This window comes from Corynebacterium sp. HMSC073D01, from assembly GCF_001815555.1.
Classification (GTDB): domain Bacteria; phylum Actinomycetota; class Actinomycetes; order Mycobacteriales; family Mycobacteriaceae; genus Corynebacterium; species Corynebacterium glucuronolyticum.
On the sequence record NZ_KV821031.1, the window covers coordinates 227,220 to 244,477 of the forward strand.

Below are 17,258 nucleotides of genomic sequence, written 5' to 3' on the forward strand. Positions count from 1 at the left end.
AACATGTATTTAACGTCACTTGCGGCGCAGTACCTGGGTCCGCTGACTTCGTTTCAACTGGACGGTATTAGCCCTACCGGTGTCACCATCATTCATGGGGACAACGAAAAAGGCAAGTCATCCATCATGCAGGCAGTAAAGATTGCGCTAACAGAAAAGCACACCTCTACTAAGGGCTGGATTAAGGCGCTCGCAACAGCTGGTGCGGGGGAGTCCATTCGTATTGAACTGGGAATGAACATTGATGGCATCGACACGATTGTAAAGAAGAAGCTGAATGGCGGTGCCAAGGCGAGTCTTGCGTTTCCGGGAACTCTGCGCCCGACTGCGACAGGGACTGATGTCCACGACGAGTTGCAGAAACTGCTGCAGGAAAACGTTGACCTAGACCTCGCCCACGAGCTGTTTATCGAGCAGGGGACAATTGATACGCAGGTGGATGCGTTGGCGATTTCCTCTGTTCAAAAGGCGTTGGATAGTGGCGCAGAACAGCCTGCCTCAGGGGAGACTGATCTTGTTGCCTCGGTGTGGGAGGAAGCCAGAGAATACCTCACTCCCTCCGGTTCGCCTAAAAAATTCGTCAAGGATGCGGAAAAGAATGCCGATGTCGCGCGGGCGCACTGCGAGGAGTTGAAGCGAAAAGCCCGCGCTATGGACGAGACCGTTGAAGGGATTGCCCGCCTGCGCCGTTCCATCGACGAGTTTCATGAGACGCTTCCCAAGCTGAAGAAGGATGTTCGAGGGTGGGAGGAGAAAAAGGAGGCTCTCGCAGAGCTTGAAAAAGCAGTCCGTGATGCTACTGCTGTGGCGGTGGAGGCGCGTCACCGCTCGGATAGCGTGAAGAACGCATGTGAACAGCGTCGAAAAGCTATCGCCGAGGCCGAGGAACGCAAGCAGACACTTGTCCAGGACAGTGAGATCCTGACCGATCTGGAGCAGAAAGCCGCGAGCATTGCAGAAAAGGTTGCGGCTGCTCAGGAGAGAAAAACCGGAGCTCAAGAAAGCGCGAAGAAAGCCCGTGCCGCAGTGCGCGTTGCCGAGCGCGCTATCGAAAGGAATCATCTGCATGAGGAGCGGGATCGTCTCGCGCGAGTGGTAGAAAAGGCTCGCGAAATCAGTGAATCCATTGCCGAGAAGAAGGCGACGTTGGCTGCCGTTAGTGTGACCACGGCGAACCTTCGAGCCCTGGAGAAGGCTGAGTCCGATGCAGAGGTTGCCCGCGCGACACGCGAGGCAGCCGCCGCCACGGTGACCTTACATAACGAGACCGATGAGCCCTTATCGCTTCGCATTGATGACGAGGACGTTACCCTCGACGCAGAAGATTCGTCGCTTCCCGTCGCCTCCTTGCGGACTATTCGCTACCGGGGGCTGCGTGCGAGCGTGCAACCGGCACGCGGGGCGGACAGTCTCAATGCAACAGTCGAGAAGGCGGAGGGGAAGCTCGCTGAGCTTTTGGAATCCGTGAACTGTGCCACTGTCGAGGAAGCCCGCGCAATCCATGATCGCGATGAAGCGACGCTGCGTGAGATCGAGAAGCTGGAGCTGCAGAGGAAGGAAATCGTCGGAGATTCTCCTTTAGACCAGAGCCAAGCCGAACTTGACAGGCTCACCCGCGTGTTGCGTGAAGAAGACGAGTCCACGATGAGCACAGGTGGCACAGATGCTGGTGGCGCTGATGACACCACCAAAGCTGCGGCGGATAGAGGGGAAACAAGCCCAGAGAAAAGCATTGAGGAGCTGCGCGACGAAGCCGATGAAGCAGACAGACAGTTGGAAATTGCAGAAGCTGCACTTTCCACCCTGCAAAATTCGACGGCGCCGGTTGATTATGCGGTACACAAGAAGTCGGTGGAGCGCTCGGAAGCTGAATACCAGCGGATTGCGCAGCAGGTAGCCGCAGAAGAAGAGGCACAGTCGCTGGCGGATCTGGAAAAGTCGTCGGCGACCGTAGCTGCGGAAGCCTACGAGGCCGAACAGTTCGTTCGGGTCAAGGAGGCTGAGCTTTCCGACGCTCAACCTGAGCTCATCGACGGTCGGTTGGACGTCGCCCGCTCAAAGGTGGAAAATGCCGTGTCGGGCTGCCAACAGGCAGAAATCCAATTGGCAGCGAAGACAAGCGAGGTCGAAAGCGCCCGCGGACTCGCAGAGGAGGTCGATGAGGCGGAAGCGGAGGCAAAGGCCGCGGAAGACAAGAGCGCACGCCTTTCCTTCCGCGCCACCGTGTACGCCCGCCTGCTTGCCGTGCTCGAGCAGCATAAAAAGCAAGCCTACGATGCGTATGCTGAGCCTCTTACCAAGGCTATCAACGACCTAGCCACCGTCATTTTCGGTCCTGATGTGCACTTCACGTTGGATGAGAACATGAAACTGGCTCAGCGGGTTGAAGACGGAGTTGCGATTGGTATTGAGCAGCTTTCTGGCGGTGCGAGGGAACAGCTGACACTCATCGTCCGATTGGCACTTGCCGAGGTTGCTGCGCGCAATGGTGAGCAAGTACCGATCTTTATCGATGATTTTCTTGGCCATTCGGACCAACAGCGTTTGGATGATATGGCTGCCTTGATTAACCGCATCTCATCCCGACACCAAATTTTCATCCTCACCTGTTTCCCCTCACGCTTCAGTGGGGTCAGAAATGCTCGCACCGTGTCGATCGATGAGCTCACGGCGCGTACTCCCGAAATCACCTTTTAACCAGTAACAGGGAAGTGCGCTAACCGGTAACAGGGAACGGTGGCGTTGTTTGTCCTTGTGAAGAGGATGACGAAGTGATCGTGGGAAACGCTTTGCGCAGACAGAAAGGGGGTGGCCTGCATTGCAGGCCACCCCTTGTGTTTTTCCTTTGAACAGTCATGACGACTGCTCCGAGGAATGATGCCGCTAGGCGTTCTTGAGCGCAGAACCCTCGATTACGATGTTAATCTTTTCTCCGACGAGGACGCCACCGCCGTTGAGCGGAGCTTGAAAATCAATGCCGAAGTCCTTGCGGTTGAGCTTGGTAGAAGCTTCGAAACCCAGGCGGGTGTCGCCGTTCTGATCCTCCTGAATTCCGAGAACCTCGACATCGAAAGTGACCGGCTTGGTTACACCCTTGATGGTGATGTCGCCGGAAACAGTGCCCTCGGTGCCATCGCCGACTTCAGCACCAGTGATCGTGAAAGTGAGCTCCGGGTGATTGTCCACATCGAAGAAGTCGGCGCTCTTGACGTGCTCATCGCGCTGTTCGTTTGCCGTATCGATGGAGGCAGCTTGGGGACAGTGGCGGACCCCTCAACGGTGTCATCGGCGACGGTAAAGCTGGACTCGAAGTCCTTGAATACGCCGTGAACCTTGGTCACCATTGCGTGGCGAACGGTGAATCCGACGGTGGAGTGAACAGGGTCAATGGTGTAGTTGCCATTCAGATTGGACATGGTTTATCTCCTTCGGTTGGTGTGTTTGAGGTGTATTGACGTTTTTCGCATCGCATAGAGAGCCGTGCAGTTCGTACCGCTCTCGGTGGCTCCCTGTGCGGTGGTTCCAAGTTTATACAAAAAGAGGGACATATCAATAAAAAGTGAATGATTTGTAGAATTTTTGCTTTCGTGAGGTGTGACCTTAAGGTATGGGGTATGACTGAACCCCGCTGGCTTACAGACGACGAGCAGCACTTGTGGCGTCTACTTCTTGACGCCGAACGTGCTGCGAACCGTTGCATAGAAGAAACACTCCAGTCCGGTCATCAGATCACAGCACCAGAGTTCTCAGTGTTGGTCGCGCTGTCGGAAGCGGAGGATCGGATGCTGCGCCTCCGCGATTTGTGCTGCCAGCTTCGATGGGATCGGAGTCGCACGTCGCACCAGGTAACGAGGATGGAACGTCGCGGGCTTGTCGAGAAATGCAAGTGTGAAGGCGATGCGCGGGGTGTCGAGGTCAAGCTCACTGAAGATGGAATGCGGCGCCTAGAGGCTGCTGCTCCCGATCATGTTGAAAGCGTTCGTCGGGTCATCTTTGACAATATTGATGACCAGGACATCGATGTGCTGACACGATTCTTCACCCGCGTACGCGATTCCTACACGCGACCAGGCGCGCCCGTGCGGGGGAAAACCTGCGAGGAAAAAGACTGCGCGGAATAGCTGAGGCAGTGGGTAAGCCTCAACCTCATCATAGCCGGGTCTCACGCTCCAGTAGCTGAGCGGGATCCGCCTTTCTATGCTTGACGTCCCCTGCGCATGCCTGTGTGCAATCGTCTCGACACCAGCGACCGGGGCCTTTTCCACAGCATCATTAGAGGTCGGGAACCCAAAGGCCGGGAATTCCGTAGCTAAATAAGTGTTCTGGATTGAGGGGGAAGCGCTGCGTGATTCTGCCGGCAGACAAAAATGCACCGCGTAAAAGCGGTGCATTTTTTTGTGCCCCCGACACGAATCGAACGTGCGACCTTCGGTACCGGAAACCGACGCTCTATCCCCTGAGCTACGAGGGCAACGTCTTGAAATTGTAGTCGCCACCATGGAGCCAACAAAATCCTCGCGCAATGACGGGGGGAAAAAGCCGTATTCTCCAGCGGACGAGAGGCAAACGGTTATCCTTTCGCGCCTCCGCCCGGGGAGGAGATGAGGCGGCTGTTAGCGCTCTTGGGCGCGCAAAGACTCCAAGGAATCCTGAGCGATGAGCGGAGTAGGCAACCCCACAGTGATGTGATCCGTGGACGGCTTACCCGTGGCAAAGTAATCCACAACGACCTTGTCCACATCCGGGTGGTTGAATCCGAGCCAGCCGTGGTTGTATCCGTCAACGGTAACTACCTGACCATTCATACGCTGCGCCAGAGGTCCGTACACATCAAACGGTGTCTGAGGGTCATTTGTACCCTGGATCTGGAGAGGACGTTCCTTCAGCTTCGAGCCGTCGATGGGGATTTTGGAGACTACGGGGGCTGCCCCATTGCAGCTCATACCCGATGCAACGGAATTCGCGGCGAGCCAGAAAATGTCCCCGTTGACAAAGCTGTTCCAGAGGAACGCTGGGATGCGGGTCGGATCTGTGGGCGACATGTTTTCATTGCAGATCATCAAGCCCTGCACCAGCTGTGACTGAACAGCAAGCTCCTTGGCTTTTTCGGTGCCTTGGAGTTCTGTCATCGAGGGCGTGGGAGTGAATCCGCCGATCATGGATGCCAGATACGGCCATGCCCACGACTCGGGCATAAGGATGCGGGACAGCCCAAGAGTTGGCGATTGGGACTGATTTCCACCATTTACCAGTTGGTTGAAGAAGTTGTCAGCGACGGCTTTATGCGGTGCGACCGTGTTATTCACCGGGATCCACGCCGGATCCATATCTCCTGGCTGTGCAGGAGGTGGAGTTACAGTTGGAGTGGTACCGGACTCGTTAAACACCTTCTTGGACCAGGCGTTGTACACCTTGAGTGGTGTATCGCCGAGGTGATACATCTCGTCATTTTCGGCAACCCAGCTAAAGAAAGCGTTCAGATTGCTGAGGTAGCGGGGTGACTGGGCAAGGAGGATATCGCCCCAGAACTTTTCCGGTGGCAAACCAGAGTCAAGGACGACCTTCCCCGTGTGCTCGGGGTACAGCGTGGCATAGCGGCTTCCCAGAACCGTGCCGTAGCTCAGGCCAATGATATCAATTCGGTAGACACCCAAGGCTGACCGTACGGCTTCCCAATCAGACGCGTTGTTGTCCGTGGTAAGAGACGTTGCATAGTCCGGGTTGCAGATGTTTCTTGAGATGGCGCCACTGGAGCTGAGCTGGTCGGTAATAGGCGCAGCTGCTGCAGCCTGCAAGTCACACTCGACCGGCGTTGATCCCTCTAAACCGCGAGGTTCCACGCCGATGATGTCATAGTGTTCGCGTAATTCGTTGGGGAATGTGAAGACTTTGCCGCCGAGTGTGGCGTAGTTAGACCCGCCTGGACCACCAGGGTTATAGAAGATAGTTCCTTTCTTGGCTCCGGTTGCGGGGAGCTTAATGAAGCCCACTGAGATCCGGGGTCCGTCTGGATTCTCCCGTTGCAGTGGAGCATCGGTGCGTCCGCATGTTGCATCTTCGCGTATCACAGACTCCGGGCAGTTTTCCCACGATACAGGGGAAGCTGAGGCGATAGGAAAGGCGGAAACTGTGAGTGCGAGCGCTGCAGAGGCGCTGGCGAGAGTTGCTACCAGTTTACGGAGCACAGGTATTCCTTTCATGTCGGTTAGGGGGTTCTGTTTATCCATTGTACTGGCGTACCCATGTGACAGTGTTCGGCTGCCTGCAGGCAACCAAAGGGTGAAGAGGAGAGTGTGGACGTCTCCGACACACGGGAAAGGGGCGAAGAGATGCTCCCGGTGGGAGCGCTACGGACAGAACTAGGGATGCTCTTAGGACTGAGCTTCTGCAATTCGCAAGAGCTAGCAAGGACGAGGGCAGTAATTGAATATGGTGAAACGCCACCAAGGGAGTTGGAGAGGAGTTTCGCGGGGTGTACCTGTGGTTAGAGTGGCACGTTCCGAGTAGCTGAGTGCCTATGAAGCTGTATGGGCACGTGTGCTGATGCGCCGAGAAGACAAGCATGCGGGTACACGATGACGGAGTGAAAGGGAGGTGGACGTCAGGCGGGGTGCGCCACCGGGCACCCAAAAGCCCCCGCTTCATTAAGCGGGGGCTTGGAGCAAGAGTGCGAGAACCTATTTCACCACGAACACGATGAGGGTACGTGGGCCGTGCACACCCTCCACGCGGGAGAGCTCGATGTCACTGGTGGCCGACGGGCCGGACACCATGGTGATCGGGGTGCGGTGATCGAGGCGATCGATCATCTCCGGCACCGAGTACACAACCGAGTCGGGGCGCACAATGCACAGGTGAACGTCGGGAACAAGTGTCAGCGCGCGACGGCCACACAGGTCACCGGATTCGAGGCAGATGGTGCCTGTCTGGGCAGCAGACACCTTGGAATCGGTGATGACGGCATCGACCTCGTTGAGGAGGCGCGGATCCGTGTCCTTGCTGTCCGGGGTAGCAGAGCCGTCGAACTTCTCAAAGAGAGAAGCATCCAGGCCCGGTGCGTAGCGGACATCCTTTGCACCGCGCTCATTCAGCACGGAGCAAATCTCAGAGGCAAGATCAGCTTCGCTGACCTCGTGGACGATTGCCTTGTAATCGTCCAGGCGACCGATGAGAATCTCGCGCAGTTCCTCAGCTGGCTTGTCCCACGTGCGGTGGTACTCACGGGGAATGGGGTAGGCCTCTTCGGCCTTGCCCGCGAGCTTGTTCGCGTTGTGGATGCGGCTCAGAATTTCCTTCTTTGCCTCTTGGTTCTTGGCGGCATCAAGATGGCGTTGCATTACTTGGACTCCTCCTTTGAGCCGTGCTCACGCTCAGAGCGGAGCAGTTCCTGGGCTTCCTCGGTGTCGAACCATTCGCGGAACGACTTCTTCGGCGGAACTGCGCTGTCGCGCATGTCCGTCCAACCGGACAGGAAGCTCGGTAGGTGCTTGATCTTGCCGTCGAAGCCACCGAGGATGCGTCCGAAGGAGACAACTCCCGTGACCGCGTTCCACAGCTGTGGCTTGCCCCACACCAGCTTCATCATCTGCATGAGAGCGTTTTCGATCGGCGGTGCGTCCTTTTCTACCTTCTTATTACGAAGGTCAAGGAGCGTCTCCACAATCGGGATGCGGACGGGGCAGACCTCGTTGCAGCGTCCGCACAGGCTAGACGCGTAGGGGAGGAATGCGTTCGGATCGTTGTGATCCTTGATGCCCGTCAGCTGTGGGGACAAAATGGCGCCGATGGGGCCCGGGTAGATGGAACCGTAGGCGTGGCCACCAATGCGTTCGTACACCGGGCACACGTTGAGGCAGGCAGAGCAGCGGATGCACTTGAGTGCCTCGCGGCCAGTCTCATTAGACAAAACGGCGGTGCGGCCGTTGTCGACGAGGACGATGTGGAAGTTCTCCGGGCCGTCGCCTTCGGTTACACCCGTCCACAGCGACGTGTAGGGGTTCATGCGCTCACCCGTGGAGCTACGGGGCAGGAGCTGCAGGAATACCTCGAGGTCCTGGAAAGTGGGGAGAATCTTCTCAATGCCCATCACTGAGATGAGGGTCTTCGGCAGGGTGAGGCACATACGGCCGTTGCCCTCGGACTCAACGATCGTGACGTGGCCGGTCTCGGCGATACCGAAGTTAGCGCCAGAAATGGCAACCTCTGCCTCCATGAACTGCTTACGCAGGAAGAGACGGCTCGCCTCTGCAAGCTCCGGCGGGTCGGAAGACAGCGTCTCATCAGTGGTCGGCATCTCTCGGACGAAGATGTCGCGAATCTCCGCGCGGTTGCGGTGAATGGCGGGCACCACGATGTGCGAAGGCTTGTCGTGTCCGAGCTGGACGATGAGCTCTGCGAGGTCAGTTTCGCGGGCGGCAATTCCGGCCTTCTTCAGGGCATCGTTCATGCCGATTTCCATGGTGGCCATGGACTTGATCTTCACTACCTTCTTGGCGCCGGTGTCTTTGACCAGGCCGGTAATGATCTCGTTGGCTTCTTCCGCGTTGCGGGCCCAGTGTACGTGTCCGCCGTTGGCGGTAACGGAGGCCTCGAACTGCTCCAGCAGCTCAGCCATGCGGGTTCCCACATCGCGTTTCGTTGCGGAGCCGGCATCGCGAAGAAGCTGCCAGTCATCGAGCTCGTCTACAACGCGCTGGCGCTTATTACGGATCGTCGTTGTGGCGTTGTGCAGGTTGCGGCGCTGGGTAACCTTGTACAGGTCTTCATGCGCGTTTTCGAGGAAGTTATGATCGCCACGCAGCGCACCGTTCTTATCTGGTGCGAACGGGGGCATCTTGGGTTTGCCAAGGAAGGTTGTCACAGCATTTTCTCCTTGTCGTACACAGCGGAGGTCGGGGTCCATGGGTGCTCCTTGGTGGAAGCGAGGATCTCGGCCATATGGACGGCGCGGATACCGGCGTGCTGGCGGGATAGCGTGCCACCGATGTTCCACAAGCAGCTTTGATCACCGCCGGTGACGTATTCGGCACCGGTCTCGCGGATGTGGCGGGTCTTGTCATTGACCATTGCTGCGGAAATCTCCGGGGCCTTCAGTGAGAAGGTTCCGCCGAAACCGCAGCACTCCTCAGCATTGGGGAGCTCGACGAGGTCGATTGCCTCCACGTTGCGCAGGAGCTGCAGTGGGCGCTCGCCGAGGCCAAGCATGCGCTTGCCGTGGCAGCTGGGGTGGTAGGTGACGCGGTGGGGGAAGAATGCACCCACGTTGTCCGTCTGTGCTACGTCGATGAGGAACTCGCTGAGATCCAGACTCTTTTTGGTGACCTTGCTTACGCCGTCGCGCAATGCGGCGGTGCCGTACTTCTGAGCAACCTGCGGGTGCTGAGAACGCACCGAGTGGATGCAGGAACCACTGGGGGCGACGACGTAATCAATGGATGGGTCGCTGAAGGCATCCACATAGTTCTCCACCATGGGGACGACTTCTTTGCGGTAACCGGTGTTGTAATGCATTTGGCCGCAGCAGGTCTGTTCCTCAGGGACAACTACCTCGTAGCCGAGGCGCGAGAGGATGACCGCCGTAGCTTTCAACACATCGGGGAACATTGCATCCCCGATGCAGGTATTAAATAGAGCGACGCGCAATTGCAGCTCCTTACTCTTGCTAGCGAAACCGCTACTCCGGGCGCTCATCTCCCTGTGTAGGCGAATCGTCGACGGTACGTCAGACATCCGGAGTGCAGTGAATGTCACATCCGATTCTAGTGTGAAACTGGGCAAAAAATCATCTCAATATACCGCCTCACCAGCGGGAATTAGGAAACTAAAGCGTTGCGTAATTCGGTTTACTGCTGGTGGCTGGCTGTATTCATAGCGTCTGAGGTCAGTCCAATTTTCTATTCGTCAGACCAAAATGTGAAAAATCTCTCATTTTAGGCTCGAAAACTTTCACGTTACATTGGTGTGATGTTTAATAGGAGGTAAGGAAAAGTCGGAAAAACATCGCGCTATCGAAACGTCTGATGTTTGCTCTTACCCCCTAAATTTGCGTCATCCGGTGCTGCCAACCAGGTTGGACGCCATTGATCATGTACACCCGTTGAAACTTTTAACAAGGAGCGTGAAATGCAACACACCCTCTTCGCAGCGGGGGACTCTGTCGCCCACCTGGCGCAGACCTTCCAGGCCGATACACTGGCCGTGGCGAACAACACGTGGCTCACCGCGCTGGTCGGAACACTGCCGCTGGTTGCCTTCTTTATTTTCCTCATGACGCTGAAATGGAAAGCCCATACCTCGGCGATTGGTGCCGTCGTCGTCTCGCTGGTTCTAGCCATCTTCGTCTTTGGTATGCCGGTGTCCTACTCCATCGCCTCGTTGGGACAGGGAGTCGCCTTCGGTCTCTTCCCGGTGGTGTTCATCATCTGGATGGCCGTGTGGTTGTATGACCTCACCGTGTCATCGAATCGCTTCGAGGATCTCCGGTTGATTTTCTCCAAGATTGGTCGTGGGGATATGCGTGTGCAGGCCATGCTCATTGGTTTCTCCTTCGGTGGTCTTCTCGAGGCTCTCGCCGGATTCGGTGCTCCGGTTGCCATCGTGGCGGCGATGCTTTTGTCCCTCGGCATGAAGCCGATGAAGGCGATCATCACCACCCTCGTTGCCAACACCGCCCCTGTCGCCTTCGGTGCAATGGCAATTCCGGTTACCACGGCTGCGCTTTTGACCGGCCTGGATCAGCGTGAGGTCGCCGGCATGACGGGTCTCCTCATGGCGATGATCGCGATCATTGTTCCCTTCATTCTCACCTTCGTCATGGACGGTGTACGGGGCTTCAAGCAGGTCTGGCCGATGGCGCTCGTCCTCGGCGTGAGCTTCGGCGGTGGTCAGTACCTGGCAAGTAACTTCTTCTCCTACGAGCTCACCGACGTCGTCGCCTGCCTCCTTTCCCTGGCAATCGGCATCGGCTTCCTGCGCGTGTGGAAACCCACAACGCCGGAGGATCAGGCCTCACAGGTCGATACCTCTCGTGCCAACGAGATGGACGGCAAGCGCACGTTCCTCGCACTGTTCCCGTACCTGCTCGTGGTTGTTGTCTTCGCTATCGCCAAGCTGTGGACGCTCGGCATCAACATCCCCAAGGCCTTGGCCTCCACCGACGTGAAGTTCCAGTGGCCGGTCATCGGTGGACACCTCTTGAACCCGGATGGTTCTGAAGTTACGGGCACCCTCTACAACTTCAACTGGCTGTCCAACCCTGGCACGCTGCTGTTTATCTCTGGGCTGATTACCGTTGCCGTCTACTCGGCCTACGCGTCAAAGGCATTCCCGATGAGCTTTGGCCAAGGCTTCGGCGACCTGGGCAAGGGTGCGTACAAGATGCGCTTCAGCGCGCTGACCATCGCTTCCGTCATGGGTCTTGCGTACGTCATGAACTACTCCGGTCAGACGGCGGCCATCGGTGCTGCGCTGGCAACAGCAGGTACAGTCTTCCCGCTTATTTCCCCGATCCTCGGCTGGGTCGGTACCGCAGTTACCGGCTCTGCGACGAGCTCTAACGCGCTGTTTGCCAAGATGCAGGCCACGGCCGCGGGTGAGATCGGCGCGAACCCGGTCCTCCTCACTGCAGCGAACTCCGGTGGTGCAGTCATCGGCAAGATGTTCTCCCCGCAGACGCTCACCATCGCTTCCACGGCAGTGCACATGGAAAACGGCGAATCCAAGATCATGCGCAAGGTGTTCCCGTATTCGATGGGTCTCCTCGCCTACATCTGCATCGTCGTGTTCCTCTTCTCGCTGGCATAAACGTCAACTACCTGTGCCCCGAGTTACCTGTGCCCCGCTTGTTGCGGGGCACTTTTTGTTGCCCCGTTCTTCTTGCACCGCTCTTCTTCCTTCGGCCTTCCTACTCCGTTCTTCCTGCCTCGTTCTTATTCCCTTGTTCTTCTCGTTCTTGTTGCCTCGTTCATGTTGCCTCGTTTTTTGTTGCCTTGTTCTTGTTGCTAAATTATTGCCGCTCACTCCTTCGGCAGCGCGGGTCGGTGCACGCTGTGAGGTCGAATAACGGCGGTCTGTGGCCCAGATGATGAGTCCTGAAGTTGGGCCAGGTGATTTTGTCGTGTTTCATGTGGTTTCGGTGGTAGAGCAGGAGTCCGTCTGGGCGGCGGGCACCCGAATCGTCATACCGCCAGCTACGCGGTAAGATCACTCTCCATGACACCAGCTGATCTTGCTACTTTGGTAAAGAAAACCGCAGAATCAATCCTCCCGGATCCGAGTGTGTTGCCCGAGGAGGTGACCGTCGAGCGTCCCCGTAACCCCGAACACGGTGATTATGCCACTAACCTGGCACTCCAGGTGGCAAAGAAGGCTGGTATGAATCCGCGCGAACTGGGGCAGAAGCTTGCCGACGCTCTGTCGGAGGACCCTGCGATTGAGTCCGCCGAGATCGCCGGTCCGGGCTTTATCAACCTCCGGCTCAACTCGGCCGCACAGGGTGAGATCGTCGCCCGGGTACTGGAACTCGGCGAAAAGTTCGGCTTTTCCGACGTCCTTTCCGGAACCAAGATCAACCTCGAGTTCGTTTCCGCGAACCCCACGGGACCGATTCACCTCGGTGGCACCCGTTGGGCTGCCGTGGGCGATAGCCTCGGGCGTGTGCTGGAATTTTCTGGTGCAGAGGTGACTCGCGAGTACTACTTCAACGATCACGGTGGGCAGATTGACCGCTTTGCCCGGTCCCTCGTCGCGGCCGCTAAGGGCGAACCGACCCCTGAGGACGGTTACGGCGGAGATTACATCAAGGACATCGCTGCAGCCGTGGTAAAAGAGGTGCCAACGGCCCTTGAGGGCTCAGATGAAGAGGTACAGGAAACCTTCCGCGCCCACGGCGTGGAGATGATGTTCGACCACATTAAGAAGTCGCTGGCCGAGTTCGGCACCCACTTCGACGTGTTTTTCCACGAGAACTCCCTGTTTGAGTCTGGTGCGGTAGAGAAGGCCGTCGAAAAGCTAAAGAGCAGCGGCGAGCTGTACGAAGCCGACGGTGCCTGGTGGTTGAAGTCTACAGACTACGGCGATGATAAGGACCGCGTCGTGATCAAGTCGGACGGCAACGCTGCCTACATCGCCGGTGATATCGCCTATGTGGCCAACAAGTTCGACCGTGGCCACGACCTGGCTATCTACATGCTGGGTGCCGATCACCACGGCTACATCGCTCGCTTGAAGGCCGCAGCGGCAGCGCTTGGCTACGACGCTGATCGAGTCGAGGTCATGATTGGCCAGATGGTGAACCTCCTGCGCGACGGCAAGGCCGTGAAGATGAGTAAGCGTGCAGGCACCGTGATTACTCTCGATGACCTTGTGGAGGCTATCGGTATCGACGCCGCACGATACTCACTTATCCGCTCGAGCGTGGATTCCACTCTCGACATCGACCTAGATCTGTGGGCAGCCCAGTCCTCGGATAACCCGGTGTACTACGTCCAGTACGGACACGCCCGCCTGTGCTCGCTTGCCCGCAAGGCCGAGGGGATCGGCAATGGTGTGACCGATACGGACTCCGCCGACCTGTCTCTGTTGACTCACGAGCGCGAGGGTGACCTCATTCGTACGCTGGGGGAGTTCCCGTCCGTCGTGGCGTCGGCGGCAGAGCTGCGTGAGCCACACCGTATCGCTCGCTACGCCGAGCAGCTGGCGGCAACGTTCCACAGATTCTACGACACCTGCCATGTCCTTCCTGGGCAGGACGAAGAGGTTGAGCCCATCCACGTTGCTCGCTTTGCGCTTGCGATGGCGACCCGCCAGACGCTGGCCAATGCTCTTGGCCTCGTTGGCGTTACTGCTCCGGAGAGGATGTAGCGCGTGGTTGATTCCCGTCTCATTCCTGAGACCTACGATCGCGGATTTCAGCAGCCGGCACCACGGTCCCTCGAAGAATTCAACGATCTTCCCTCACACGTGTGGCCAAAGAATGCACGCCGTGAAGATGACGGCGCGGTGAGTATCGCCGGTGTGGGGCTGCCGGATCTCGCCCGCGAGTACGGAACGCCGCTATTTGTCGTGGATGAAGATGATTTCCGTTCCCGGTGTCAGGCGATGGCTGCAGCTTTTGGTGCGGAGAATGTGCACTATGCCGCTAAAGCCTTTCTCACCAAAGCAATCGCTCGGTGGGTCAATGATGAGGGTCTCCACCTCGATGTCGCTAGCCTCGGCGAGCTTCAAGTGGCGCTGGCTGCGGGATTTCCAGCCGAGAGAATCACCGCGCACGGAAACAACAAGACCGTGGCCTACATGGACAAGATTGTCAGCTCGGGTGTGGGAACGGTTGTCCTTGACGCTCCAGGCGAAATCGGGCTGCTCAATGACCGCGCCGCACTCGCCGGTGTGACACAGAACGTCATGGTGCGTGTGAAGCCCGGCATCGAGGCACATACGCATGAGATGATCGCCACGGCTCACGAGGATCAGAAATTCGGCTTTTCTTTGGCCTCCGGTTCCGCCTACGCAGCGTGTGAAAAGGCCCTGGACGCAGCCCATCTCGACCTTGTCGGCCTGCACTGTCACGTGGGTAGCCAGGTCTTCGATGCCGAGGGTTTCTCCCAGGCTGCAGAGCGTGTGCTGACGCTGTTTGTGAAGCTTCATGACGAGCGGAGAGTTACTCTCACCACGCTTGACCTCGGTGGTGGTTTCGGCATCGCTTACACTGCTCACTCGCGCCCGCTGCGTGTGGAGGACGTTGCCGAAGATCTCATCGCCCGTGTACAGCGTCGCTGCGAGAAACTCAATCTCAATGTCCCGCGCATCATGGTGGAGCCCGGTCGCTCTATCGCCGGTCCTACGACGGTAACGGTATACGAAGTCGGCCAGGTGAAGGATGTTCACGTGACGGATACACAGACGCGCCGCTATGTTGCCGTGGATGGCGGCATGAGTGATAACCTCCGGCCTGCTCTCTACCAGGCGGAGTATGACTTGCGCCTGGTGAACAGGAGCGCTTCTGGCGCTCCAATTCCCACTCGTGTTGTGGGATCGCATTGCGAGTCCGGAGACATCCTGATCACAAACGAGGCGTACCCGGATGACGTCGCCACCGGCGATTTGGTCGCCACTGCAGCCACGGGTGCGTACTGTTACGCCATGAGTTCCCGCTACAACATGATGCTGCGCCCGGCCGTTGTTTCCGTCAAAGATGGCAAAGCACGACTCATGGTGAAGCGCGAGACGATCGAGGATGTGCTCGAAAACCAGCTCTAGCGATCAGCCAACACGTGCTGGCTTGCGCTGACATGTGCATGCTTGCCTGATGCGTGAAGGCGTGCGCTGCCTACCGTATCCAAAAAGTCTCGGGACTCTGTGTCCAACAACTACTGGAGCATAACACTCCAGGCTAGCTTTTTGGTGGGAATCCTCGTTCTCCAACAACAATAAACGGTCGGTTTCCCACCCACAGGGTGGTGAAACCGACCGTTTCCGTTTGCCACCTGTTCGTTGGATAGTACCCACGAGCGAGGGAGTAGCCACGCTGAGCAGACGTACAAGAACAGGTGACGATCCTACATAAAGTCAGAGGATGCAGACGGCACGTTCGGGATGAGATTGCCCTGAATCGTCCCGTGGCGAACGAGGAAGTTATAGGCGTAGGCGATTTCAGCAATCCATCCTGCAATGCCGATCGCGGTCAGTGTCCAACCTACGGCTTCGTAGACTGTCGCTGCGGCGGAACCATCGGCAGTCTGGCGAACTGCGGTTTCTGGAGCGGGAGCAGCCTCATCTGCGAAAACGACCGTGGTACCTGACACTGCGACCGCGCACGCCGTAGCGGCTGCAAGGAAACTGCGGGAAAGTATAGAGCGCATGAGTTTATTCCTTTCTTAAGAGCCGTTACAGAACCGGAAGGTTTGGCTCGATCTGACCAGGGATGATGCCACGGCTTACAAGGGCGTTGTAGATAATTCCCCAGAAGCCACCCGCGCTCAAAGCGCCAACAAACAGGGACACACCAGAGTAGATCACCCTAAGGGTGCTGTCGGCGACGGCGGTACCTGTTTGGGAACCCGTGGCCTGGCGGTTGGAGGTGTCCGCCACAATGATTTCATCTGCAGTAGCGGGAACGGCACTCAGAACCAGTGCAGCGCTCATGGCTGAAGCAATTGCTGATCGTTTCAGGCTCATGAAAGTTCCTTTCAATTGATGGTTGGTTTCAGCTTAAAGTCTACGAAATCAAACAGTTATTGGCAGTGCAAAAACAGCTACCACACAGGGAAATAGCAAGGATAGTTAAGAAAAGATTAAGGGAAATGGTGCTGCCTGCGGGAATATGTAAATAACGTATGACGTGAGATATGTCACATATACTTCAGGTGTGATTTAGGCGGCACTTTTGGGGGTATTTCGGCGAATTCAGTCGTGTGCTGCAGATCTGCGGAGGGGTAAGTAAGGAATCAAAAACTATCGACGGCACCGGGTGACCGTGGGCTGTGGGGGTCTGTGTGCCATTATCGGCTGGTATTGGCCTGAAAGTGGGTACATAAAAATGCTCCGGCAATGCGTCGCCGGAGCATTTTGTTGATGAATTAAGCCCGTATCGGTAGCTCGCCGCTATAAAGGACGGGTTCCGGGTGTCAGGCTATCTTAACGGCCGAAACCGGGGAGTGCCTGGCCAATGGTGACCAGGGAGGCTGCGGAATTGAGAACGACGAGGATGATGCCAACAATGCCGATGGCTAGACCTGCGTCGAGAAGAATGGAGATCGACTTTGCGGCATCGTCAGTGGTGTTGGAGAAGCCCTTACCGCCGACGAGTCCGTAGGCGATCTTCTCGGAGGAGGATGCGCCTTTCAGCTTCTCGTCCTGCTCCTTCTTCTTGGCCTCGTTTGCTACCTTGTCGGCTTCGGACTCAGAGCTGAGGATGTCGAGCAGCTGTCCTTCGATCGGGCGATCGGAGTTCTCCACCGGATCCTTGCCTTCGGAGCTGAGGAGGGTTCCGATCTGGTCAATCTTTTCGTTCTTCGGCTTAGGAAGGGAGTTGCCGATGAGGCCACCAAGTCCGCCGAAAGGATCGGCAGCTGAAGCTGCAGGGACGGTGGAAAAGGCGACGGCGAAGGCGGTTGCGCCGGCGACGAGGGTGTTAGCTACTTTGCGGGTCATGTGAACTCCTTTGGAAGACTGTTGGAATAAACAAGGTTGAAAACTAGCACACATAAGATGAGCTGTATAAAAACAGTTCAAACCACCTGAATGTGGTGGCTGTTGCGTGG

Annotated in this window: 12 protein-coding genes, 1 tRNA gene and 1 pseudogene; 5 read left to right on the forward strand and 9 right to left on the reverse strand. The window is 57.2% G+C overall.

The annotated features are described in order from the left end of the window. Positions 1-3 precede the first annotated feature (3 nt). On the forward strand, positions 4-2,697 hold the full coding sequence (locus HMPREF3044_RS13350) for an AAA family ATPase (RefSeq protein WP_070739686.1): 2,694 nt from the start codon (positions 4-6) through the stop codon (positions 2,695-2,697). 186 nt (positions 2,698-2,883) lie between these two features. Here HMPREF3044_RS13350 and HMPREF3044_RS05120 read toward each other — a convergent pair. Beyond that, positions 2,884-3,416, reverse strand: a pseudogene (locus tag HMPREF3044_RS05120) (YceI family protein). Between the two features lie 198 nt (positions 3,417-3,614). On the opposite strand from HMPREF3044_RS05120, the gene HMPREF3044_RS05125 reads away from it, so the two are divergent. Further along, positions 3,615-4,121, forward strand: coding sequence for a MarR family winged helix-turn-helix transcriptional regulator (locus HMPREF3044_RS05125; RefSeq protein WP_204086098.1), 507 nt, complete (start codon positions 3,615-3,617; stop codon positions 4,119-4,121). A 277-nt stretch (positions 4,122-4,398) separates the two neighbouring features. Here HMPREF3044_RS05125 and HMPREF3044_RS05130 read toward each other — a convergent pair. From HMPREF3044_RS05130 to HMPREF3044_RS05150, 5 genes are all read right to left on the reverse strand, one after another. Then, positions 4,399-4,471 (reverse strand) — tRNA-Arg (locus tag HMPREF3044_RS05130). A gap of 142 nt (positions 4,472-4,613) precedes the next feature. Then, a complete protein-coding gene (locus tag HMPREF3044_RS05135) occupies positions 4,614-6,185 on the reverse strand; it encodes an alpha/beta fold hydrolase (RefSeq protein ID WP_246820887.1) in 1,572 nt (523 codons plus the stop codon). A gap of 492 nt (positions 6,186-6,677) precedes the next feature. Next, positions 6,678-7,337 carry a LutC/YkgG family protein gene (locus HMPREF3044_RS05140; RefSeq protein ID WP_070739692.1) on the reverse strand — a complete coding sequence of 220 codons (660 nt, stop codon included), beginning with the start codon at positions 7,335-7,337 and terminating at the stop codon, positions 6,678-6,680. Then, positions 7,337-8,860 carry a LutB/LldF family L-lactate oxidation iron-sulfur protein gene (locus HMPREF3044_RS05145; protein WP_070739695.1) on the reverse strand — a complete coding sequence of 508 codons (1,524 nt, stop codon included), beginning with the start codon at positions 8,858-8,860 and terminating at the stop codon, positions 7,337-7,339. Before HMPREF3044_RS05145 ends, HMPREF3044_RS05140 begins: the two co-directional genes overlap by 1 nt. Then, positions 8,857-9,642 (reverse strand): (Fe-S)-binding protein, encoded by a 786-nt coding sequence (locus HMPREF3044_RS05150; RefSeq protein WP_070739697.1) that lies wholly within the window; start codon positions 9,640-9,642, stop codon positions 8,857-8,859. The genes HMPREF3044_RS05145 and HMPREF3044_RS05150 overlap by 4 nt, the downstream gene beginning before the upstream one ends. 480 nt (positions 9,643-10,122) lie before the next feature. Here HMPREF3044_RS05150 and HMPREF3044_RS05155 point away from each other — a divergent pair, with 480 nt between their 5' ends. The 3 genes from HMPREF3044_RS05155 to lysA all read left to right on the forward strand — a co-directional run bounded on the left by HMPREF3044_RS05155 (position 10,123) and on the right by lysA (position 15,255). Beyond that, on the forward strand, positions 10,123-11,802 hold the full coding sequence (locus HMPREF3044_RS05155; RefSeq protein WP_005392053.1) for an L-lactate permease: 1,680 nt from the start codon (positions 10,123-10,125) through the stop codon (positions 11,800-11,802). A 408-nt stretch (positions 11,803-12,210) separates the two neighbouring features. Continuing rightward, positions 12,211-13,860 carry an arginine--tRNA ligase gene (argS, locus tag HMPREF3044_RS05160; protein WP_070739700.1) on the forward strand — a complete coding sequence of 550 codons (1,650 nt, stop codon included), beginning with the start codon at positions 12,211-12,213 and terminating at the stop codon, positions 13,858-13,860. Between the two features lie 21 nt (positions 13,861-13,881). Further along, entirely contained in the window at positions 13,882-15,255 is a 1,374-nt protein-coding gene (lysA, locus tag HMPREF3044_RS05165) for a diaminopimelate decarboxylase (RefSeq protein ID WP_070739757.1), read from the forward strand. A gap of 299 nt (positions 15,256-15,554) precedes the next feature. Here lysA and HMPREF3044_RS05170 read toward each other — a convergent pair whose 3' ends face one another. From HMPREF3044_RS05170 to HMPREF3044_RS05180, 3 genes are all read right to left on the reverse strand, one after another. After that, positions 15,555-15,857 carry a hypothetical protein gene (locus tag HMPREF3044_RS05170; protein ID WP_070739703.1) on the reverse strand — a complete coding sequence of 101 codons (303 nt, stop codon included), beginning with the start codon at positions 15,855-15,857 and terminating at the stop codon, positions 15,555-15,557. A gap of 25 nt (positions 15,858-15,882) precedes the next feature. Continuing rightward, positions 15,883-16,173: a hypothetical protein gene (locus HMPREF3044_RS05175; protein WP_246820889.1), complete on the reverse strand. Its 291-nt coding sequence runs from the start codon at positions 16,171-16,173 to the stop codon at positions 15,883-15,885. Positions 16,174-16,632: 459 nt separating this feature from the next. Continuing rightward, positions 16,633-17,148 carry a hypothetical protein gene (locus HMPREF3044_RS05180; RefSeq protein WP_070739706.1) on the reverse strand — a complete coding sequence of 172 codons (516 nt, stop codon included), beginning with the start codon at positions 17,146-17,148 and terminating at the stop codon, positions 16,633-16,635. Positions 17,149-17,258 lie beyond the last annotated feature (110 nt).